This window comes from Novispirillum itersonii subsp. itersonii ATCC 12639 (genome assembly GCF_000381985.1).
GTDB classification, from domain to species: Bacteria; Pseudomonadota; Alphaproteobacteria; order Rhodospirillales; family Rhodospirillaceae; genus Novispirillum; species Novispirillum itersonii.
Genome location: NZ_KB907340.1, coordinates 313,279 through 335,208 on the forward strand (window position 1 = coordinate 313,279; position 21,930 = coordinate 335,208).

The window sequence follows — 21,930 nt, forward strand, 5'->3', positions numbered from 1 at the left end:
GCCCGGCGCAGGCCGGTTGCCCCGCCCGGCGTAAAGTGGCTTGATGACCTCACCGTGATGTGATCGCCGCTCCGGTAGGGGGCTGTGTTCATGGCCCCCAGGGGGTCGCAGCGGTTCAACGACCTCGTTCCACTGAACCAAATTAGGGATTTGGGAAGAATGAAAAAGATCCTCATCGGCACCAGCGCTCTCGTCGCCGCCGCTGCTTTCGCTGGCTCCGCCAACGCTGCCGACCCGATTAAGCTGTCCGTCGGTGGCTACGGTGCCGTCATGGTTGGCTACGCCTCCAACGACGACGGCTATGTCACTGCCCTGGACCAGGAAGTCTCCGCTGTCGACGTTAAGGGCGACAACGAAATCCACTTCTCCGGTAAGACCACTCTCGACAACGGCCTGACCGTTGCCGTGAAGTACGAATTTGAAGCCGGTGGTCGTTCCGCCGACAAGACTAACGACGAGTGGTCGATTGCCGTCTCCGGCAACTTCGGTACCATCAAGACCGGCGCTGATGACAACGCCCTGATGATGATCCACAACAATGCTCCGGTTGTCGGCGGTCGTCTGTTCAATGGCGGCGCTGCGGATAACGATGTTCTGGGCGGTGCCTACGTCCTGCGTCCGACCTCTGCTAAGAACGTGGAGCTTCTTGCTGATACCGGCATCAACACCGGTGGCGATTCTGAGTCCATCAGCTATATTTCCCCGTCTTTCGCTGGTTTCACCTTCGGCGCATCTTATGTTCCGTCGGTTGACCAGGGTGAAAACCAGGCTGGCGCGACCAACCAGTCTGCTGGCGTTGTGTCTGATGGCTACGGCGTTGGTCTCGCCTACGCCGGTAAGTTCGGCGATGTCACCGTCGGTGCTGATATTGGCTGGCTGACCGCTGATAACGGTAACACCGTCGACTCTCACAACCAGTACCAGGCTGGCCTGAAGTTCGGTTACGCTGGCTTTGAAGTCGGCGGTGCCTATCGTGCCCTGCAGCAGGACGGTATCGAAGGCCGCAAGGATCAGGACGGTCGTTCCTGGGAAGCTGGCGTTTCCTACAAGACCGGTCCGTACGGTATTGCTCTGACCTACTTCGACATCTCTGTCGAAGAGAGTCAGACCATCAACCAGAACATCGGTGATAGCGAAGCGCAGATGTGGCAGCTGTCCACCTCTTACAACATGGGTCCGGGCGTCGATCTGGTCGGCGGTCTGGCTTATGTTTCCTTCGACTCGACCGATAACAATGGCGTTTCTGGCGCGCTCAACTCCAACGACGGTTGGGTTGCTGCTACCGGTCTGTCTCTGACCTTCTAATTTCCTGCCTGTTCCGCAGGCTTGAAATGGGAAAAGGGCTCCTTCGGGGGCCCTTTTTCTTTTTGTATCTCCGTTTTTGTCTGATCGGTATCGGCTGCGATGGACGTAAAAAAAGACTGACACCGTTTTTCAGGTCGTCAGTCTTTTGATCTGAGAGGAAGAGGGGAGTTTACCGGAAAACCCCGCCGGATAATGCTTCCGCAGGGACTCCCATCGGCCCGAATCCGCTTTTCCCAAGAAACTGCCGGTGTGCCTGCAGGGCCCAGACCACAGTGGGGAAAGCCAGTTCATCCCACGGGATGTCGCCCCAATCCACCAGATTTGTCTCAAGGCTTTCTGTGCCGGGGGCATGATCCGGGGTATCCATTTCTGCCCGGTAGATCATATGTACCTGTCCGATACGCGGCAGGCTGAACAACCCGATCAGGGCACCGACCGTGACCCGGGCGCAGCCTTCTTCCCACACTTCACGGGCCGCACCGGCTTCGGTGGTCTCGCCCAGTTCCATATATCCAGCTGGCATGGTCCAAAATCCGACACAGGGTTCAATCGCCCGACGGACCAGCAGATATTTGTCCTGCCAGGTGCAGACTGCCCCGACCACGATTTTCGGGTTTTCATAATTGATGAAACCGCAGGTGTCACAGACCAGCCTCTGGCGGTCATCGCCTTCGGGGATCTGATGCGTGAAGCGTCCGGGGCTGACCACGTCGGACGGAACGGACATAGCTGTACTCCTGCGGATTTCAGGGACCTGCCTTGGCAAACAGGAACGGGCTGCCCAGTGTGGCGCTGCATTGCCTGAACGGCAAGAGTCCGATAGAATGTTTTCTCTTTGTTCTCTTTTGAAGCAGGGGCAGCGGAGCTGGGTATGACCCCGTCCAGAGAAGTGATCTGCCGAGACTGTCTGACCACCGCAGGAGGGTTGGAAGACGTGCAGCGGTGCCCCGCCTGTGGATCTCCGCGTGTGCTGCATCATCCGGAGTTACGGTCACTGGCGATTGCTCATATTGATTGCGACTCGTTTTATGCCTCGATTGAAAAGCGTGACAGTCCGGCCCTGAAAGACAAGCCGCTGCTGATTGGTGGGACCGGGCCGCGCTCTGTTGTGTCAACAGCCTGTTATATTGCCCGCCGGTATGGCTGCCGGTCGGCGATGCCGATGTATAAGGCACGGGAATTATGCCCGCAGGCAGTGGTCTTGCCGCCCGATCACGGCAAATACAAGCGGGTCAGTACAGAAATTCACCGGATCTTTCAGTACTACACGGATGTGATACAGCCAATCGCATTGGATGAAGCCTATCTCGATCTGGCGCATCGGGATGACATCCCCGAGGTGCTGGCGAATATTGCCCTGCGGGTGGAGCAGGAGGTCGGGATCAGCGTTTCTATCGGGCTGGCGTACTGCAAGTTTCTGGCAAAGATGGCCAGTGATCTCAATAAACCCCGTGGTTTTTCCATCATCGGGCGGCAGGAGGCGATGGCCTTTCTGGCACCGCGTCCGGTCCGGGCCATCCATGGCGTTGGCCCGGCCTTGGAACGCAAACTGATCGAGCAGGGGTTTACCACAGTTGCCGATCTTCAGGTCGCCAGTCCGCTGGATCTGAAAGCCCGCTTTGGGTCGATGGGCCGCTATCTCTGGCATCTGGCACGGGGAGAGGATGACAGACCGGTGAATACCGACCGTGAGGCAAAGTCGATTTCAGCGGAAACGACATATGATGTTGACCAGTCAGATCCGGATGCGCTGCTGGCAACCCTGAAAGGGCTGGCCGACAGGGTGGAAACCCGTTTGAAGCGGGCTGATCTGTCGGCCAGTGTTGTTCAGATCAAATTAAAGACCCCGGATTTTCGCCTGTTAACCCGGCAGGCGCGGTTGCCGGACCCGACACAACTGGCCCGGCAACTGATGCGGCATGCCGAGCCATTGTTGCGGCGGGAGGCGACCGGCCGGGCGTTCCGGTTGGTCGGTCTTGGGGTTGATGGCCTTGGGCCGTCCAGCGCCGCTGACCCCCCGGACCTCTTCTCTCTTTAAACCGATGCGGTCAGGTGGGGCGATGCAGCCATGACAGGATCAGAAAGCGGGAAATGGAATCCTGACGCGGCAGGGCCCAGCCTTCGCCTTCAGCAAACCAACCGTCACGGAATGTTTTGATTTCGTCACGATGAAACCAGCGGGCCGATTCCAGTTCTTTGGGATCGACGGTGATGGTTTCACTGCTGGCAACCGCCTCAAACCCAACCATCAGCGAGCCGGGGAAGGGCCAGGGCTGGCTGGCGATATAGCGGGCCTCGGCAATATGAATGCCTGCCTCCTCAAAGACCTCGCGTGCGACGGCCTGTTCCAGCGTTTCCCCCGGCTCTACGAAACCGGCAAGGGTGGAGACGGCTCCGGGGGCCCATGAGGCCTGCCGTCCGAGCAGGACGCGGTCTTTGCCGTCGGTTACCAGCATGATGACTGCCGGGTCGGTCCGCGGGAAGTGCGATGCCCCGCAGTCAGCGTTGTTACACCGCCGGACGTGACCGCCATCTGTCATCGTCAGGCCAGATCCGCAGACGCTGCAAAAATTGGTCCGGCGATGCCACAGGATCAGGCCCCGGGCATAGACATGCTGGCTGGCATCGGCCCCACTCAGGTCCGGTCCGTTCTCGCGCAGATCCCGCCAGACCGCATCCTGTGGGGTTCCCGTGGGTTCCTCTTCTGCCGTGCCCCAGTCATGAGCAAATACCGGGATCGTCCCTTCAAGGCCGAGAAAAATACTTTGTTCCGGCGTAGGACCAATCGCTGTGGGGGGCAGGGGCAGGGGGGCTGCATCGGCGGTGGTCAGATGTTTTCCACCCCACATCATCAGGACACGGGCATCAGGGTGGGACCACAGGGTGGCTAGATGGGCGGGATCGGAGCGCAGATGGTGGGCGCGGTCGATCGGGGCCTGAGCATAAGCGAGCGGGCGGGGAAGCATCAGAGTCCGTTTCCTGTCTGTTTTCCCTGAAGACCGGGGTGATGACAGGTATGGAGCGGAAGCCTGTGCCCTGCAAGAGGTCTGATCGATCCCGCTGTTGTTCCGAGTCCGCAATTATGGCGCTTTCGCGTGAACAGGGTGTGATTAGCCCTTGCTATTCTGTCCGCTTCCCCTGATATAGTGCCCTTGGAAGGCTGGCGATGGACGAACTCCTCGCCAACCGGGTCAGGTCCGGAAGGAAGCAGCCCTAACGAGTTCCGGTTCGGGTCGTCGTCCAGTCTTCCACCTGCTTTGCCAGTGCGCTGCCGTTCTTTTTCCTCAGCCAGACCAGAAGCCGGCGGATGACCGATCAGACCCTCTCTGCTTCCGGCGCCACTGCTTCCGGTACTTCCGGCCCCGCCGCTTACCGGGTTCTGGCGCGAAAATACCGTCCCAGTGATTTCACGACCCTGATCGGACAGGATGCGCTGGTCCGCACCCTGTCGAATGCCCTGCAGTCTGGCCGTCTTGCACAGGCCTACGTGCTGACCGGGGTCAGGGGGGTTGGCAAGACCACCACGGCGCGCATTATTGCCCGTGCTCTCAACTGCATCGGCCCGGATGGGCAGGGTGGCCCGACGATTCAGCCCTGCGGGGTCTGTGAGTCCTGCCGCGCCATTGCCGAAGACCGCCATGTCGATGTCATCGAAATGGATGCGGCCAGCCGCACCGGCGTCAATGACATGCGGGAAATTCTGGACGGGGTCCGCTATCGCCCGACCAGTGCCCGCTATAAAGTCTACATCATCGACGAAGTGCACATGCTCTCGACGGCGGCGTTCAACGCGTTGCTGAAAACGCTGGAAGAGCCGCCGGAGCATGTGAAGTTTATCTTTGCCACCACCGAGATCCGGAAGGTTCCGGTGACCGTTCTATCGCGCTGCCAGCGGTTTGATCTGCGCCGGGTTGGGGCAGATCTGCTTGCTGGACATTTCCACCGGATTGTCGAAACCGAAGGGGCAGCGGTTGAAGACGCGGCGCTGGCTTTGCTGGCGCGGGCCGCCGATGGCAGCGTGCGGGATGGCCTGTCCTTGCTGGATCAGGCCATTGCCCATGCCGGTGCCGTCGGTGGGGGCGGTACGGTGACGGAAGCGCAGGTCCGCGAGATGCTGGGTCTTGCCGACCGGGGGCAGGTCTTTGATCTGTTCGATGCCCTGATGCGTGGGGATATTGCCTCGGCGCTGGCGGTTCTGGCTGACCAGCATGCGGCCGGGGCTGATCCGGTGGTGGTCCTGAATGACCTGCTGGACCTGACGCACTGGCTCACCCGCCTGAAGGCCACCCCGCAGGCTGCTGAAGATCCGATGCTGGGTGAGGCGGAGCGGGTGCGTGGCCGGGAGATGGCTGAAAAGCTGTCGATGGCTGTCCTGACCCGTACATGGCAGATGCTGTTGAAGGCGGTGGCGGAAGCCAGAATGGCCGGAAACCCGATGCAGGCGACGGAAATGGCGCTGATCCGCCTGACCTATGCCGCCGACCTGCCGACCCCGGCGGATGTGGTCGCTAAAGCGCCCCCGCGTGGTCCGGTTGGGTCTGCTCCCTCTGGTGGCGGGATGCCGCCGGGGCCATCGGGCGCCGTTTCGGCACCTCCGGCCGGGGAGGGGGTGCCGCGATCCCGACCGTCTCCCGGACCACTGAATTCTCCTGCTTCTGCTCCCCAGCCTCAGGCTGCCCGTCCTGCGGTATCAGCGCCCTCTTCGCCGCAGTCCGGCCCGGCGATGGTGCCGCCGTGGGAAGACATGCCTTCAGCCCTTCCGGCCTACGATGGCCCGCCGGAGCCGCCACCGCATGACGGGGGCGGTCTTCCGCCCGGTCCTGCGGCAGCGGGGGGGGCATCTGCCCCGGTGTCGTTTGACCGGCTGGTGGCGATGTTTAAAAGCCGCCGCGAGGCGGTTCTGTCAGTCCATCTGGAGCGCGATGTGCATCTGGTGCGCTATGAGCCGGGTCGGCTGGAATACCGCCCGACTCCGCAGGCGCCGCAGGATCTTGCCACCCGTGTGGCCAAATGCCTCAATCTGTGGACCGGGCAGCGGTGGGCGGTGCTGACGTCCACTGCGGTCGGGGACCCGACCCTGTTTGAGCAGACGATGACCGGCGCCAAGGCGCATCCGCTGGTACAGGCGGCCTTGCGTGCGTTTCCGTCTGCCAGTATTGGAACCATCAGGGATCTGGAGCCGTCGGATGACCTTCCGGGCTCTTCCGGGGCCTTTGTGCCGGTGATGGTGCCGGATGCCGCCGGATTTGGCGGTGACTTTACCGACGATACCGCCGAATTCGGCGGTGAATTTGACTGATTGAAAGTGGAGAGCAAGCGCCATGAAAAACCTTGGCAATCTGATGAAGCAAGCCCAGCAGATGCAGCAGAAGATGACTGAGATGCAGGCGAAGCTGGCGGAAACCGAGGTGACCGGCAGCGCTGGCGGCGGCATGGTTCAGGTGACTCTGAACGGCAAGGGCGATATGAAGAAGATCGTCCTGGAAGCGCAGGCCGTTGACCCTGAAGACAAAGAAACGCTGGAAGACCTGATTCTGGCTGCTCATAACGACGCCAAGCAGAAGGCTGAGGCGATGATGTCGGCTGAAATGCAGAAGGTCACCGGTGGTCTGTCCCTGCCGCCGGGTCTGAAGCTGCCGTTCTGATCCACACCGGGGAGGGGCCGCGATGGCTGGCGCCGAGATTGACCGTCTGATGCAGATGCTGGCCCGGCTGCCCGGTCTGGGGCCGCGTTCGGCCCGCCGGACGGCCCTGCATTTGCTGAAACGGCGCGATACGGCGCTGGAGCCGCTGCTGGCGGCCCTGACCGAGGTGCGCGACCGGGTCCGGTCCTGCTCGGTCTGCGGTAATCTGGATACCCGGGATCCCTGCGCGGTCTGTTCTGATCCGCGCCGGGATCCCGGGCTGTTGTGTGTGGTGGCTGATGTCGATGACCTGTGGGCGCTGGAGCGGACTAGGGCGTTTCCGGGGCGGTATCATGTTCTTGGCGGGGTGCTGTCAGCACTTGATGGCATCGGGCCCGAAGACCTGAGTGTTGCGTCGCTGGTCAGCCGTGCCGCCTCGCAGGATGTGGCGGAAGTGATTCTGGCGTTGTCGGCAACGGTGGATGGCCAGACCACCGCGCATTATGTGGCGGACCGTCTGCGGGAGTGTTCGGTCCGGATTTCTGGTCTGGCCCATGGTGTGCCGATTGGCGGCGAGCTTGATTACCTTGATGATGGCACTCTCAGTCAGGCGCTGCGCGCCCGCCGCCCGGTCTGAGGGGCTGCCTGTTCTTTCCTCCGGTGACGGATCCCGATTTTCATCATGGTTAATGACCCTCTGTCCCTGTACCGGGCCCAGCTGGCCCGGGGTGAACTGAAGGCTGATCCGGTGCAGGAACTGGCGGCCAGGAAACTGTCCGATCTGTTCCATGCCCTTAAAGGCTATCAGCCGGTGGCCCGTCCGACGGGCCCTGCCGGGCTGCTGGCCCGGTTTGGCTTTGGCCGACAGGCGGATGTGCCGCCCCCGCCGCGGGGTCTGTATCTGCACGGTCCGGTCGGGCGCGGAAAGTCCATGCTGATGGATCTGTTCGTCAGGGCTGCCCCGGTCAAGGAATGTCGCCGCGTTCATTTTCATGAGTTTCTGCGTGACTTTCATGCTGCCCTGCATCAGTGGCGGCAGCAGAAGGGGCGCGATGATGCAGACCCAATTCCGCCGCTGGCGCGGAAAATTGCCGAAGAAAACTGGCTGCTGTGTCTCGATGAGCTGGAAATCCGCGATATTGCCGATGCGATGATTGTCGGGCGGATTTTTGAGGAGCTGTTCAAGGCGGGCGTTGTGGTGGTCACCACGTCGAACCGTGAGCCGGACGACCTGTATAAAGATGGCCTGCAGCGCGAGAAGTTTCTGCCGTTTATTGCCCTGATCAAGCAGAAGTTCGAACTGATCGAGCTTGCCTCGCCAACGGATTACCGTCTTGGCCGGATCAAGGGCGCACCGGTCTATCAGCAGCCGTTGGGGCCGCAGGCCACTGCGGCTCTGGATGATCTGTTCCAGCGGATGACCGCCGGGCGCCCGGTCGGACCGGCAACTCTTTCGGTCATGGGGCGGGCGATATTGGTTCCCCGGTCGAGCGGGGATGTCGCAAGGTTCACTTTTTCTGATCTCTGCGAGCGTCCGCTGGCGGCAAATGACTATCTCCATATCGCTTCGTTATATGATGCGGTGTTTATCGATAACGTTCCGTTATTGGGTCCGGCAAATCGCGATGCTGCCCGCCGCTTCGTTATGCTGATTGATGCTCTCTATGATCATCGGACTTTGGTCGTGATGTCAGCGGAATCCGCCCCTGAAACCCTCTATCCGGAAGGGGACGGGGCCTTTGAATTTCAACGCACGGTCTCCCGTCTGATGGAAATGCAGGCGGAGTCCTATATCGGTCAGAAGCACCTGTCGTGATCGGCCCGGACCCGGTCCGACCCGCACCGTTACGGGAAAAACGGCATAAAAATGACAGATGCCGCCAGTCGGATTCCGGCTGGCGGCTCTTTTTTTCGACGGGATCTTCCTCTCTCTGCCGGGGGGGAGGAGACCGCAGAAACCCACCCCACCTCCCTACCCGGAGTAGCTACCCGCATGGGTGGGATTGGCGGGGTTCCGCAGAATCCTGCAAGGACAGGGCCGGGGATGGGCTAATACAAGTTCTTATGGCTGGAAATCGAGGAATAATCTTGCGTGAAGCCGGAAAAGAAACCGGCGCAAAACAAGCAATCGCCTTGCTTTCTTACCGGAATCGCGTTACCAAAAGCCGCCCATAAGGGTTGCCGACTCGATTGTGGTGCAGCGCTCCGGGTGGCCCGGGCGGGATGGTGCGGTGCAGTATCCGCGGTCCTGTCCGGCCGGTGTCCCTGGCCGGTGAGCAGCGAGGCGGTGAAGACCATTTCTTTTCTCTGGCCCAATCTCATACGAGGGGACATTCAATGGCACGCAAGAAGATCGCTCTGGTCGGTGCTGGTAACATCGGCGGCACCCTGGCGCATCTGATCGGTCTGAAGGAACTGGGCGACGTCGTCCTGTTCGACATCGCCGAAGGCATTCCGCAGGGCAAGGGGCTCGATATCGCTGAGTCCACCCCGGTCGAGGGTGTCGATGCCGCCTACACCGGCGTGACCAACGATTACACCGCCCTGAAGGGCGCTGATGTGGTGATCGTGACCGCCGGCGTGCCGCGCAAGCCGGGCATGTCCCGTGATGACCTGATCGAAATCAACGCCAAGGTCATGGCCTCCGTCGGTAAGGGCATCAAGGAAAACTGCCCGGGCGCCTTCGTGATCGTCATCACCAACCCGCTGGACGCGATGGTGTGGGTGCTGCGCGAGGCTTCCGGCCTGCCGCACAACAAGGTCGTCGGCATGGCCGGCGTTCTGGACTCCGCCCGCTTCCGTTACTTCCTGGCGGAAGAATTCAAGGTTTCCGTCAAGGACGTCACCGCCTTCGTGCTGGGCGGCCACGGCGACACCATGGTTCCGCTGACCCGTTACTCCACCGTCGCCGGTATTCCGCTGCCGGATCTGGTGAAGATGGGCTGGACCTCGCAGGAAAAGCTGGACCAGATCGTGCAGCGCACCCGTGACGGCGGCGCTGAGATTGTCGGTCTGCTGAAGACCGGCTCCGCCTTCTATGCTCCGGCCGCTTCCGCCGTGCAGATGGCTGAGTCGTACCTGAAGGATCAGCGCCGCGTTCTGCCGTGCGCTGCCTGGGTTGAAGGTCAGTATGGCCTCGACGGCATCTATGTCGGCGTGCCGGTGATCATCGGTGAAAACGGCGTGGAAAAGGTTGTCGAAATCGAGCTGAACGCCGATGAAGTCACCATGTTCAACGCTTCCGTTGACGCGGTGCGCGGCCTGCTCGCCAAGTCCAAGGAACTGATGCCGAAGGACTGAGGTCCTTCCCGGGACCGGTCCTGAGGGATCGTCCCCGGGGCGGGCTGCCGCACAGACGCGCTGCCCGCCCCGGGGACCTTCATACAGACAAGCCAACCAAGAGAAGGCTGACCAGATGAACATTCATGAGTATCAGGCGAAGGAACTGCTGAAGAAGTTCGGCGTTCCGGTGCTGGCCGGTGGTGTCGCTTACACCGCTGAGGAAGCCGAGAAGGTGGCTCAGGGCCTGACTTCCCCGGTTTTCGTGGTGAAGTCCCAGATCCACGCCGGTGGCCGTGGCAAGGGCAAGTTCAAGGAAGCGTCTGCGGGCGACAAGGGCGGCGTTCGCGTCGTCAAGACCGCCGCTGACGTTAAGGAAAACGCCGGCCAGATGCTGGGCGCCACTCTGGTGACCCACCAGACCGGCGCGGAAGGCAAGCAGGTCAAGCGCGTCTACATCGAGTCCGGCTGCGATATTAAGCGCGAGCTGTACCTGTCGATGCTGGTTGACCGCGCCAGCTCCCGCGTTTCCGTGATGGTCTCCACCGAAGGTGGGATGGACATCGAAGAAGTCGCCGCCCACACCCCGGAAAAGATCATCGTTCAGGATATCGATCCGGCTTCGGGCATTTCCGGCTTCCACTGCCGCAAGCTGGCGTTCGCGCTGGGTCTGGAAGGCAAGCAGGTCGGGGCTTTCACCAAGCTGATGACCAACCTGTACAACTGCTTCCTCGGTCTGGATGTCGCCCTGCTGGAAATCAACCCGCTGGTCGTGACCGGTGAAGGCGATGTCATTCCGCTGGACTGCAAGATGTCCTTCGATGACAACTCGCTGTACCGCCACAAGGACATCGAGGAAATGCGCGATGAGGACGAAGAAGATCCGTCCGAAATCGAAGCGGCCCAGCACTCGCTGAACTACATCAAGCTCGATGGCGAAATCGGCTGCATGGTGAACGGTGCCGGTCTGGCGATGGCCACCATGGACATCATCAAGCTGTACGGCGGCTCCCCGGCCAACTTCCTTGACGTTGGCGGCGGCGCCACCAAGGAACGTGTGACCACCGCCTTCAAGATCATTCTGCGTGATCCGAACGTGAAGGGCATTCTTGTCAACATCTTCGGCGGCATCATGCGCTGCGACGTTATCGCCGAAGGCGTGATTGCCGCTGCCCGTGAAGTGTCCCTGAACGTGCCGCTGGTGGTGCGTCTGGAAGGCACCAACGTCGAACTCGGCAAGAAGATCATGAGTGAATCCGGTCTGCCGATCATTGCCGCCGACAATCTGGCGGATGCGGCCGAAAAGGTCGTCAAGGCCGTGAAGGAGGCGAAGTAATGGCTGTTCTCATTGGTAAGGACACCAAGGTCATCTGTCAGGGCTTCACTGGCGCTCAGGGGACCTTCCACTCCGAACAGGCGATTGCCTACGGCACCAAGATGGTTGGCGGTGTGACCCCCGGTAAGGGCGGCACCAAGCACCTCGATCTGCCGGTGTTCGATACCGTTGCCGAAGCGAAGGAACGCACCGGGGCGAATGCCACCGTGATTTACGTTCCGCCGCCGTTCGCTGCTGATGCCATCCTCGAAGCGATTGACGCCGAGCTGGAACTGGCCGTCTGCATCACCGAAGGCATTCCGGTGCTGGACATGGTCCGCGTCAAGCGGGCGCTGGTCAACTCCAAGACCCGCCTCGTCGGTCCGAACTGCCCGGGTGTCATCACCCCGGGTGAGTGCAAGATCGGCATCATGCCGGGCCACATTCACATGCGTGGCAAGATCGGTGTGGTGTCCCGTTCCGGCACCCTGACCTATGAAGCCGTGGCCCAGACCACTGCTGCCGGTCTCGGCCAGTCCACCTGCATCGGCATCGGTGGTGACCCGGTCAACGGCACGAACTTCATCGACTGCCTGGAAATGTTCCTGGCTGACGATGAAACCCAGGGCATCATCATGATCGGTGAAATCGGTGGCTCCGCGGAAGAAGAAGCCGCTGAGTTCATCAAGCAGAGCAAGGTGAAGAAGCCGATGGTCGGCTTCATCGCCGGTGTCACCGCCCCGCCGGGCAAGCGCATGGGCCATGCCGGTGCGATCATTTCCGGCGGTAAGGGCACTGCTGATGCCAAGATGGACGCCATGCGTTCCGCTGGCATCGTGGTGGCTGACAGCCCGTCGGCACTGGGCAGCACCATGCTGCAGCTGATGAAGGGCTAAGGTCCTGACGGTTGGCCCGGGGACCCGGTGGAAATTCTTTCTGCCGGGATTGCCCGGGCCCGCTGTCAAAACCATGTTACGTGTCCCGGGCCCCTTGATCCCCTGTGCCCGGGAGAGACATGAACCAGGGGATCACGACTGTCCGGGAGCACCCCGGCCCGGCGGTCCAAACTGAAAAAACGGGCAGAATGCATAGGACGGGAAGCGTGGAAGCTTCGTTCTTGACTGGCGCCAACGCCACCTTCATCGCCGAGCTTTACCAACGGTATCTCGACGATCCCGCATCGGTTGACCCGAGCTGGGTCGGCCTGTTCAAAGAGCTGATGGAAGACCCTGCCGCGCTGGCGCGCGAAGTGAAGGGTCCGTCCTGGGGCCGTACCGACCGGAAAGTGATCGGCAGCGTTGATCCCGACGCGCCCCCGGCTCCTAAGAAGAAGCCGGATGCCGCGAAGGATGCCGCCCCGGTTGCCGGTGGCCTGTCTGAGCAGGACGTCCGCGCCCGGGTGCTGGATTCCATCCGCGTCCTGATGATGATCCGCACCTACCGGGTGCGGGGTCACCTGATGGCTGCGCTGGATCCGCTGCAGATTCAGGGCCCGGTTCCGCATCCGGAACTGGACTACCGGACCTATGGCTTCACCGAGGCTGATCTCGACCGCGAGATCTTCATCGACAACGTGCTGGGTCTGGAAAAGGCCAAGCTGCGGGACATCATCGCGCTGGTGCAGAAGACGTACTGCTCCACCATCGGCGTCGAGTTCATGCATATTCAGGACCCCGACCAGAAGGCGTGGATCCAGAAGCGTATCGAAGGCAGCCGTAACGAGACCGAATTCTCCGCCCTTGGCAAGCGCACCATTCTGGAGCGTCTCTGTCAGGCTGAAGGGTTCGAGAAGTTCCTGCAGGTCAAGTACACCGGAACCAAGCGCTTTGGTCTGGAAGGCGGCGAAGCCACCATTCCGGCGATCGAACAGATCCTGAAGCGTGGCAGCCAGCTGGGTGTTGAGGACGTTGTGATCGGCATGGCCCACCGTGGCCGCCTGAACATCCTGACCAACATCATGCACAAGCCTTACCGGGCGATGTTCTCCGAGTTCCAGGGCAACTCTGCGAACCCGGATGACGTCCAGGGTTCCGGCGACGTGAAATATCACCTCGGGACCTCGGTTGACCGCGAGTTCGACGGCAAGACCGTCCATCTGTCGCTGCAGCCGAACCCGTCGCATCTGGAGACCGTCGATCCGGTGGTGCTCGGCAAGGTCCGTGCCCGGCAGACCCAGATCGGGGATACCGAGCGCGTGCGCGTGCTCGGCCTGCTGATCCATGGCGACGCGGCCTTCTCCGGTCAGGGTGTGGTGGCGGAATGCTTCGGCATGAGCCAGCTGAAGGGCTACCGTACCGGTGGGACCATCCATCTGGTGATCAACAACCAGATCGGTTTCACCACCTCGCCGCAGTACAGCCGGTCCGGCACCTACTGCACCGAAATCGCCAAGATGGTTCAGGCCCCGATCCTGCACGTCAACGGTGACGATCCGGAAGCGGTGCTCCATGCTGCCCGCGTGGCGATTGAATACCGTCAGGCCTTCAAGGCCGACGTGGTTCTGGATATCGTCTGCTACCGCCGTCAGGGCCATAACGAATCCGATGAACCGGCCTTCACCCAGCCGACCATGTACAAAAAGATCGGGGGGCACACCACCACCCGTCAGATGTACGCGGCCAAGCTGGTGCAGGATGGCGTGATGACCGCCGAAGAGGCGGAAGAAGTCTACGCCGCTTTCCAGCGTCATCTGGAAAAGGAATTCGAGGCGGCCAATTCCTACAAGCCGAATAAGGCTGACTGGCTGGAAAGCCGTTGGAAGGGCCTGACCTGGCTGTCTGGCGAAGAAGAGTTCCGGGAATATGACACTCAGGTGTCGCTGGAAGATCTGCAGAAGGTCGGCAAGGCGCTGTACACCCCGCCGCAGAACTTTGACGTCAACCGTAAGATCCTGCGCCAGCTGAAGGCCAAGGAAGAAATGTTTGCCACCGGCAAGGATTTCGACTGGGGTACCGGCGAAGCGCTTGCCTTCGGGACTCTGGTGCTGGAAGGCCATCCGGTCCGTCTGTCCGGTCAGGACTGCGGCCGTGGTACTTTCTCGCAGCGTCATTCGGTGCTGGTCGATCAGACCTCTGAAAACACCTACGCGCCGCTGAACAACATTGATCCGAAGCAGGCCCATTACGAAGTGCTCGACAGCCCGCTGTCTGAATACGGGGTGCTGGGCTACGAATTCGGCTACTCGCTGGCGGAACCGAACGGTCTGACCCTGTGGGAAGCCCAGTTCGGTGACTTTGCCAACGGCGCACAGATCATCTTCGATCAGTACATTTCGTCCTCTGAGTCGAAGTGGCTGCGTATGTCCGGTCTGGTCGTGCTGTTGCCGCATGGCTTTGAAGGGCAGGGGCCGGAACACTCTTCCGCCCGTCCGGAACGCTATCTGCAGCTCTGCGCTGAAGACAACATGCAGGTCTGTAACCTGACGACTCCGGCGAACTACTACCATGCCCTGCGGCGTCAGGTGCGGCGTAACTTCCGTAAGCCGCTGATCATCATGACCCCGAAGTCGCTGCTGCGTCACAAGCTGGCGGTCAGCGATCTGGCCGATTTCGGTCCGGGTTCGTCGTTCAAGCGTGTGATCGGTGAAACCGCTGCCCTGAAGCCCGACGCACAGATCCGCCGCGTCGTGCTGTGCACCGGCAAGGTCTACTATGACCTGCTGCAGGCGCGTCAGGACAAGGGCATCGACGACGTGGCTCTGGTCCGTGTTGAGCAGCTGTATCCGTGGCCGAAGGACTCGGTGAAGGCTGTTCTGGCCCAGTACCCGAACGCCGATGTGGTGTGGTGCCAGGAAGAGCCGGCCAACGGCGGTTACTGGACCTTTGTTAAGCTGCGCCTTGACTTCATCATCGAAGAGCTGGGTCACAAGTCCGGCAAGGCGCTGTATGTGGGTCGTCCGGCCTCGGCCTCTCCGGCCACCGGCAGCTACAAGAAGCATAATGCCGAACAGGCTCTGCTGACGGATCAGGCGCTGACTTACGCCACCGCCGATCTGCCGCAGCCCTTCACGCGGGCCTCCAAGCTGGGATAACGGGGGGAGATTTCCCCCCTTCTTCCCCACCCGATGCCGAAAAACGACGACGAAATTGAGGACGTCATGGCTACCGAACTGAAAGTCCCCGCTCTGGGCGAATCCATCTCTGAAGCGACCGTTGCCAAGTGGCTGAAGAAAGTCGGCGACACCGTTAAGGTCGACGAGCCGCTGGTGGAACTGGAAACCGACAAGGTGACCACCGAAGTTCCGTCCCCGGTCTCCGGCGCGATTGCCGAAATCATCGCCGCTGAAGGTGCTGAAGTGGCGATTGGCGCGGTTCTGGCGATCATCGCCGAAGGCGCTGCCGGTAATGTTTCTGCCGCTCCGGCTGCCGCCGCTGCCCCGGTTGCGACTCCGGCCCCGGCCGCTGCTGCCCCGGCTCCGGCTGCTGCTCCGGCCCCGGCGGCTGTGTCTGCCAATCTTGACTATCCGCTGGCCCCGGCCGTGCGGAAGCTGGTGGAAGACAACAGCCTCGACGCGTCCAAGATCCCGGCCACCGGGAAGGATGGCCGTCTGAGCAAGGAAGACGTGCTGGCTTTCATCGCCGCTGGCAAGCAGGCCCCGAATGCCGCTGCGCAGGCTGCCACTGCGGCCATGCAGCCGGGCGCTGCCGCCACTGCTGCCCGTGGTCCGCGCGAAGAACGCGTCAAGATGACCCGTCTGCGCCGCTCGGTCGCCAAGCGCCTGAAGGATGCCCAGAACACCGCCGCCATGCTGACCACTTTCAACGAAGTGGACATGACCAACGTGATGGCGCTGCGTAACCAGTACAAGGACAACTTCGAGAAGCGCCATGGCGTGCGCCTCGGCTTCATGTCCTTCTTCGTCAAGGCCTGCGTGCAGGCCCTGCAGGAGATCCCGGCGGTTAATGCTGAGATCGATGGCGACGACATCATCTATAAAAACTACTACGACATCTCGGTCGCCGTCGGCGGTCCGCAGGGTCTGGTGGTGCCGGTGGTGCGCGACTGTGACAAGCTGTCCTTCTCTGAAATCGAGAAGACCATCGGCGCTTTCGGCAAGAAGGCCCGTGATGGCAAGCTGACCATGGAAGACATGCAGGGCGGTACCTTCACCGTGTCCAACGGTGGCGTGTATGGCTCCCTGATGTCCACCCCGATCCTGAACCCGCCGCAGTCCGGTATTCTGGGGATGCACAAGACCCAGATGCGCCCGATGGTGATGCCCGATGGGTCGATCCAGGCCCGCCCGATGATGTATCTGGCGCTGTCCTACGATCACCGGATCATTGACGGCAAGGAAGCGGTGACCTTCCTCGTCCGCGTCAAGGAATGCCTGGAAGATCCGGCCCGTATCCTGATGGACATCTGAGACTGATCAGAGCAAGCGGGGGCCTTAGAGGCCCCCGCTGTGTCTGTGGCGTCTTTATTCTGAAGTCGAAACAACTGCGGTGGGCCCGGTTGGGGCTTTTGTACCGCGACTGGTCCGGTAGGGCCGTTTGAGTAAGGGATCCTGCACATGTCCGAACAATTTGATGTCGTCGTCGTCGGCGGTGGTCCGGGCGGGTATGTCTGCGCCATCCGCGCGGCCCAGCTTGGCCTGAAGGTTGCCTGCGTTGAAAAGCGCGGCGCTCTCGGCGGTACCTGCCTGAACGTCGGCTGCATTCCGTCCAAGGCGCTGCTGCATGCCTCGCACATGTACGAAGCCGCTGCCCACCACGTGGGGGATCTGGGTGTCGAAGTGGCGGGCGTGACCCTCAATCTGCCGAAGATGATGGCCCACAAGGATAAGGTCGTCACCGACAACACCGGCGGGATCGAATTTCTGTTCAAGAAGAACAAGGTCACCTATGTGAAGGGTGCTGGCCGGATTTCCGGTCCGGGCACGATCGAAGTCACCGGCGAACAGCCGCAGACCCTGACCGCCAAGAACATCGTGATCGCCACCGGCTCTGACGTGACTCCGCTGCCGGGCGTTCAGATCGACGAAGAAACCATCGTTTCCTCCACCGGTGCCCTGAAGCTGGCCTCGGTGCCGAAGAAGCTGATCGTCATCGGCGCTGGCGTGATCGGTCTGGAGCTGGGCTCGGTGTGGCGCCGTCTGGGCGCAGAGGTCACCGTTGTCGAGTTCCTCGACTACATTCTGCCGCCGATGGATGGTGAAGTGCGGAAGCAGGCGCAGCGGACCCTGTCCAAGCAGGGCCTGAACTTCCTGCTGGGTCACAAGGTGACCGGGGCTGCCAAGACCAACGAAGGGGTTGCTCTGACGGTTGAACCCGCTGCCGGCGGCGAAGCCCAGACCCTGACTGCTGATGTGGTTCTGGTGGCGATTGGCCGTCGCCCGTATACCGAAGGTCTGGGGCTGGAAAGCGTTGGTCTGTCGGTCAACGCCCGTGGCTTCATTGAGGTTGATCACGACTATCAGACCAAGGCGCAGGGCGTGTTTGCCATCGGTGATGTCATCGGCGGCCAGATGCTGGCTCACAAGGCCGAAGAAGAAGGTGTCGCGGTGGCCGAGCTGATTGCCGGTCAGTCCGGTCACGTCAACTACGGTGCCATTCCGTCGGTGGTGTATACCAGCCCGGAAATTGCCATGGTCGGTAAGACCGAAGAGCAGCTGAAGGCTGAAGGCGTCGCCTATAAGGTCGGCAAGTTCCCCTTTACCGCCAATGGTCGTGCCCGTGCCAATGCTGACACCGAAGGCTTCGTGAAGGTTCTGGCCGATGCCAAGACCGACCGCGTACTGGGGTGTCACATCATCGGTCCGCAGGCCGGTGACCTGCTGCAGGAAGTCGTGGTGGCGATGGAGTTCGGCGCTTCTTCCGAAGATGTGGCCCGGTCCTCGCACGCTCACCCGCAGCTTGGGGAAGCAATTAAGGAAGCGATGCTGGCCGTGGACAAGCGTCCGCTGCACATCTGATATCCGGCTGAGGAACCAGACCCTGTGCGGGGTCTGGTCTGTTAAAAAGGCCCCGGAGCAATCCGGGGCCTTCTCTTTTCGGTCTGCCATTATTTGCAGGTGTTGGTCGGGCCTTCTTCTTCTTTGGTGTAAGGCATATCCTGCGTAGAAACTTCGATCTGCCGATACAGGCGGCGTCCGGTTCCTTTCATGATGATACTCTCGATCAGGCTTTGCAGCTTTTTAGGATCGGAATAGTCACGCTTGCGGATCGGTGAGTCCGACAGGGCAATGATCAGCATTTCGGGAATGTAGGAAATCTTGACGCAGCCGTCATAACGTTCGGTGTCCGACAGATACAGACGCACAAAGATCCCCTGATAAATCGGGCGTTCGCCGGGATCTGCCACCGGAACCCAGACCACGTCGAGCTGCACAAAGTTGCCCGGCACATCATCGATCTGATTTTTTGGCTTCGCAGCCTTTTTCCCCTGTTCGGCATGGGCGGCCTGAGGCAGGGCAAGGGTGCCGGTCAAAGCGATCAGGATCAGCACCGACAGGGCTTTTAAGCCGGTCAGCCAGACGGTGGGGGCAATCAGGGGGCGGCGCATGGCGGTCCTTTCCGGCAGGGTTCCTCACACCGGGTTATAGCATAGGCCGCCGGACGGGTCCGCCCCGCAGATGGCCTTATTCGCCTGCTGTTTTCGCAGCCATATACTGGTCGAAAGCCTCAATCGTCAGGGATCCGTAAATCATCGATGGGCCGCCACCCATATAGATTGCCATCCCGACGGTTTCCATGACTTCCTCCCGGGTGGCACCATGATCAATGGCGGCTTTGACGTGGAAGGTGATGCAGCCATCACAGCGGGCGGCGATGGCAATTCCGATGGCAATCAGCTCTTTGGTTTTGACGTCAAGCGCTGCCGGAGCGGTCGCAGCTGAGGCCAGTGCGCTGAAAGCCTTGGCAACAGCGGGAATCCCACCCCGCATTTCCTTGATGGCGCCGCGCAGGTCGTCGGCCATTCCGATCCAGTCTTTGCCGGTGGTGGGGGTTTCGATGCTCATTTTCAGGGCTCCGGAATAAGATTATACACATATATTAGTATAAACTTATTTATCGGCGCGTCGAGAAAAAGCTGCGCAGCAGGGCGGCAGCCGGGCGTTCCCCCAGCCCGCCATAGCTTTCGGGGCTGTGCAGGCAGGTTGGCTGTTGAAACCAGCGGGGGCCATGATCCACGGCCCCCCCTTTCGGGTCATAGGCCCCGAAATACAGGCGGCGGATGCGAAACAGCGAGATGGCTGCGGCACACAGGGCGCAGGGCTCAAGCGTGACATACAGATCACAGCCGGGCAGCCGGGGGGAGCCGAGGGACCGGGCGGCGTCCCGCAGGGCAAGACATTCTGCGTGCGCGGTCGGGTCTTTCAGTTCTTCGGTCCGGTTGCCTGCCCGGGACAGGATTACCCCATCCCGGACGACTACCGCCCCGACCGGAACCTCACCACGGGCTGCTGCTGCTGCTGCTTCATCCAGCGCCAGACGCATCGGCAGAGAAAGAGAGAAAACAGGATCTTGCATGCGCTGACTGTTACGGGTGTGATAGGGGGCGTCAAGACTCGATTGCCGCACCCCGGCGAAGGCGCTATGAACACCACCATGATGACACAGACTTCCTCTGCCGGGGTCCGCGCCAGCGGCCGCCCGGTGATCGGCATTCCCCTCGACGCCGAGGACGGGGGCGGATATTCCAAAATGCCGTGGTACGCCCTGCGGAAAAATTATGTCGAGTCGGTGGTGGCTGCCGGTGGCCTGCCGCTGCTGCTGCCGCACGAGCCGTCACTGGTTGATGAGTATCTTGACCGGATTGATGGCCTGCTGGTGCCCGGCGGGGCTTTCGACATTGACCCGGCGATGTTCGGTGCCAAGACACGCCATGACACCGTGGTGCTGAAGGAAGGCCGGACAGCCTTTGAAGTGGCGATCACCCGGGGTGCTCTTGCCCGTGATCTGCCGGTACTGGGCATCTGTGGGGGGCAGCAGCTTTTGCATGTGGTGCTGGGGGGGACGTTGATCCAGCATATTCCCGACGAGATTGACAGTCCTCTGGCCCATGAGCAGCCCAACCCCCGGACCGAGGCCGGGCATTCGGTGCGGGTTGCTCCCGGCAGCCTGCTGCACCGGATCACCGGGGCGCTGGAGTTTCCGGTCAATTCGGCCCACCATCAGGCTGCCAAGGCCTCTGGCCCCGATGTGGTGATCAGTGCGATTGCCACCGATGGGGTGATTGAGGCGATTGAGCATCCGGCCTATCGGTTCTGCCTTGGGGTGCAATGGCATCCCGAGTACCACATCAGTGATGCTGATACCAAAGTGTTTACGGCCTTTTTGCAGGCCGCCAGTGAAAGCCGCCTGTCATGATCGACGAAAACGAATTCCCCGACTACGAACCCGAAGCCGATTTTGATGAAGAGGTGGATGCTGACGCCGACACCGGCTTCGATGACGTGGTTGTGGTCGAAGACGGGGAGCGTATCGCCAAGGCGCTGGCCCGCGCCGGTGTCTGTTCCCGCCGGGATGCGGAAAAACTGATCGCGGATCGCCGCGTGCGGATGAATGGCAAGCCGGTGGAAACCCCGGCAACACTGGTCACCCCGCATGATGTGCTGACAGTCGACGGTAAGCCGGTTGCCAAGCCGCAGACCACCCGTGTCTGGCGCTATCACAAGCCGCCGGGTCTGGTGACCACCCATCATGATCCGCAGGGTCGTCCGACAGTGTTTGATGCGATGCCGTCGACCATGCCGCGGGTGATTTCTGTCGGACGACTGGATCTGAACTCGGAAGGCCTGCTGCTGCTGACCAACGACGGGGCGCTGGCCCGGCAGTTTGAGCATCCGTCAAACGGCTGGACCCGGCGTTACCGTGTCCGGGTGTTTGGTGCGGTTGATCCGGCCCGTCTGGCGCTTCTGGCGAAGGGTGTGACGGTCGATGACGTCACCTATGGCTCGATTCAGGCTGAGGTGGAACGGCAGTCGGGCGCTAACAGCTGGCTGACCGTAACCCTGACCGAAGGTAAGAACCGCGAAATCCGTCGGGTGATGGATTATCTGGGCTACCGTGTTAACCGCCTGGTCCGTGTTTCCTATGGCCCGTTCTACATTGGTCGTCTGGAACGGGGAGAGCTGGAAGAAATTCCGCCGAAGATGCTGGCGGAGCTTCTGGATAACGTTGCCAAGGCCGGATCGGCTGATGATGTGAAACCGGTACGGCTTGATCGGACCGGCTGGGCCCGGGCCAAGCCGAAACCGGTGCGTCCGGGGTCCCGTCGTCCTGATCTGGCGGCAAAAGCAGATGAACGGCGTCTTGAGGATGGACCGCGCCGGGGCAAGCCGGAGCGCTCCGCCGCAGGCGGGCGTCCTCGGTCCGGCAGTGGTGAAAGCCGGGATTTCGGGCGAGAAGACCGCCCGCGTGGGGATCGTCCCGAAGGTGGCCGTCCGCAGGGTGGCAAGCCGGG

Annotated in this window: 19 protein-coding genes and 1 other RNA gene; 15 read left to right on the forward strand and 5 right to left on the reverse strand. The window is 61.3% G+C overall.

The window, feature by feature from the left end; all coding sequences use genetic code 11:
• Positions 1-159: 159 nt before the first annotated feature.
• Positions 160-1,305, forward strand: a complete 1,146-nt coding sequence (locus G365_RS0108670) for a porin (RefSeq protein ID WP_019645125.1) — start codon at positions 160-162, stop codon at positions 1,303-1,305.
• Between the two features lie 169 nt (positions 1,306-1,474).
• Here the strand turns inward: G365_RS0108670 and G365_RS0108675 are convergent, their stop codons facing one another.
• The gene (locus G365_RS0108675) at positions 1,475-2,032 is read right to left on the reverse strand and encodes an NUDIX hydrolase (RefSeq protein ID WP_019645126.1); all 558 of its coding nucleotides are present in this window, start codon (positions 2,030-2,032) and stop codon (positions 1,475-1,477) included.
• Positions 2,033-2,176: 144 nt separating this feature from the next.
• Between G365_RS0108675 and G365_RS20870 the strand changes: the two genes are divergently transcribed.
• Positions 2,177-3,343, forward strand: a complete 1,167-nt coding sequence (locus tag G365_RS20870; RefSeq protein ID WP_043741858.1) for a DNA polymerase IV — start codon at positions 2,177-2,179, stop codon at positions 3,341-3,343.
• A gap of 10 nt (positions 3,344-3,353) precedes the next feature.
• On the opposite strand, the gene nudC is transcribed toward G365_RS20870, so the two are convergent.
• Positions 3,354-4,271 (reverse strand): NAD(+) diphosphatase, encoded by a 918-nt coding sequence (gene nudC, locus G365_RS0108685; protein ID WP_019645128.1) that lies wholly within the window; start codon positions 4,269-4,271, stop codon positions 3,354-3,356.
• 189 nt (positions 4,272-4,460) lie between these two features.
• On the opposite strand from nudC, the gene ffs reads away from it, so the two are divergent.
• The 11 genes from ffs (at position 4,461) to lpdA (ending at position 18,436) form a co-directional block, all read left to right on the forward strand.
• Positions 4,461-4,557: signal recognition particle sRNA small type (ffs, locus tag G365_RS23495), an RNA gene on the forward strand.
• Between the two features lie 55 nt (positions 4,558-4,612).
• The gene (locus G365_RS0108690; RefSeq protein ID WP_019645129.1) at positions 4,613-6,604 is read left to right on the forward strand and encodes a DNA polymerase III subunit gamma/tau; all 1,992 of its coding nucleotides are present in this window, start codon (positions 4,613-4,615) and stop codon (positions 6,602-6,604) included.
• Between the two features lie 22 nt (positions 6,605-6,626).
• On the forward strand, positions 6,627-6,950 hold the full coding sequence (locus G365_RS0108695; RefSeq protein ID WP_019645130.1) for a YbaB/EbfC family nucleoid-associated protein: 324 nt from the start codon (positions 6,627-6,629) through the stop codon (positions 6,948-6,950).
• 22 nt (positions 6,951-6,972) lie between these two features.
• Positions 6,973-7,566, forward strand: a complete 594-nt coding sequence (gene recR / locus G365_RS0108700) for a recombination mediator RecR (protein WP_019645131.1) — start codon at positions 6,973-6,975, stop codon at positions 7,564-7,566.
• Positions 7,567-7,611: 45 nt separating this feature from the next.
• Positions 7,612-8,745, forward strand: coding sequence for a cell division protein ZapE (gene zapE / locus G365_RS0108705; RefSeq protein WP_019645132.1), 1,134 nt, complete (start codon positions 7,612-7,614; stop codon positions 8,743-8,745).
• Between the two features lie 521 nt (positions 8,746-9,266).
• A complete protein-coding gene (mdh, locus tag G365_RS0108710) occupies positions 9,267-10,229 on the forward strand; it encodes a malate dehydrogenase (protein WP_019645133.1) in 963 nt (320 codons plus the stop codon).
• A 115-nt stretch (positions 10,230-10,344) separates the two neighbouring features.
• A complete protein-coding gene (gene sucC / locus G365_RS0108715; RefSeq protein WP_019645134.1) occupies positions 10,345-11,544 on the forward strand; it encodes an ADP-forming succinate--CoA ligase subunit beta in 1,200 nt (399 codons plus the stop codon).
• Positions 11,544-12,419: a succinate--CoA ligase subunit alpha gene (gene sucD / locus G365_RS0108720; RefSeq protein ID WP_019645135.1), complete on the forward strand. Its 876-nt coding sequence runs from the start codon at positions 11,544-11,546 to the stop codon at positions 12,417-12,419. Before sucC ends, sucD begins: the two co-directional genes overlap by 1 nt.
• Positions 12,420-12,607: 188 nt before the next feature.
• Entirely contained in the window at positions 12,608-15,553 is a 2,946-nt protein-coding gene (locus tag G365_RS0108725; RefSeq protein ID WP_043741859.1) for a 2-oxoglutarate dehydrogenase E1 component, read from the forward strand.
• A gap of 66 nt (positions 15,554-15,619) precedes the next feature.
• Entirely contained in the window at positions 15,620-16,888 is a 1,269-nt protein-coding gene (gene odhB, locus G365_RS0108730) for a 2-oxoglutarate dehydrogenase complex dihydrolipoyllysine-residue succinyltransferase (protein ID WP_026345208.1), read from the forward strand.
• 147 nt (positions 16,889-17,035) lie between these two features.
• The gene (lpdA, locus tag G365_RS0108735; RefSeq protein ID WP_019645138.1) at positions 17,036-18,436 is read left to right on the forward strand and encodes a dihydrolipoyl dehydrogenase; all 1,401 of its coding nucleotides are present in this window, start codon (positions 17,036-17,038) and stop codon (positions 18,434-18,436) included.
• Between the two features lie 89 nt (positions 18,437-18,525).
• Here the strand turns inward: lpdA and G365_RS0108740 are convergent, their stop codons facing one another.
• The 3 genes from G365_RS0108740 to G365_RS0108750 all read right to left on the reverse strand — a co-directional run bounded on the left by G365_RS0108740 (position 18,526) and on the right by G365_RS0108750 (position 19,961).
• On the reverse strand, positions 18,526-19,026 hold the full coding sequence (locus tag G365_RS0108740) for a hypothetical protein (RefSeq protein ID WP_019645139.1): 501 nt from the start codon (positions 19,024-19,026) through the stop codon (positions 18,526-18,528).
• A gap of 76 nt (positions 19,027-19,102) precedes the next feature.
• Positions 19,103-19,483: a carboxymuconolactone decarboxylase family protein gene (locus tag G365_RS0108745; protein WP_019645140.1), complete on the reverse strand. Its 381-nt coding sequence runs from the start codon at positions 19,481-19,483 to the stop codon at positions 19,103-19,105.
• 49 nt (positions 19,484-19,532) lie between these two features.
• Positions 19,533-19,961, reverse strand: coding sequence for a nucleoside deaminase (locus G365_RS0108750; RefSeq protein ID WP_019645141.1), 429 nt, complete (start codon positions 19,959-19,961; stop codon positions 19,533-19,535).
• A 111-nt stretch (positions 19,962-20,072) separates the two neighbouring features.
• Between G365_RS0108750 and G365_RS0108755 the strand changes: the two genes are divergently transcribed.
• Together G365_RS0108755 and G365_RS24325 are read left to right on the forward strand one after the other, a co-directional pair.
• Positions 20,073-20,834 (forward strand): gamma-glutamyl-gamma-aminobutyrate hydrolase family protein, encoded by a 762-nt coding sequence (locus G365_RS0108755; protein ID WP_245554721.1) that lies wholly within the window; start codon positions 20,073-20,075, stop codon positions 20,832-20,834.
• Positions 20,831-21,930: pseudouridine synthase (locus G365_RS24325; RefSeq protein WP_019645143.1), on the forward strand; the 1,100-nt coding region annotated here is incomplete at its 3' end. The genes G365_RS0108755 and G365_RS24325, both read left to right, overlap by 4 nt.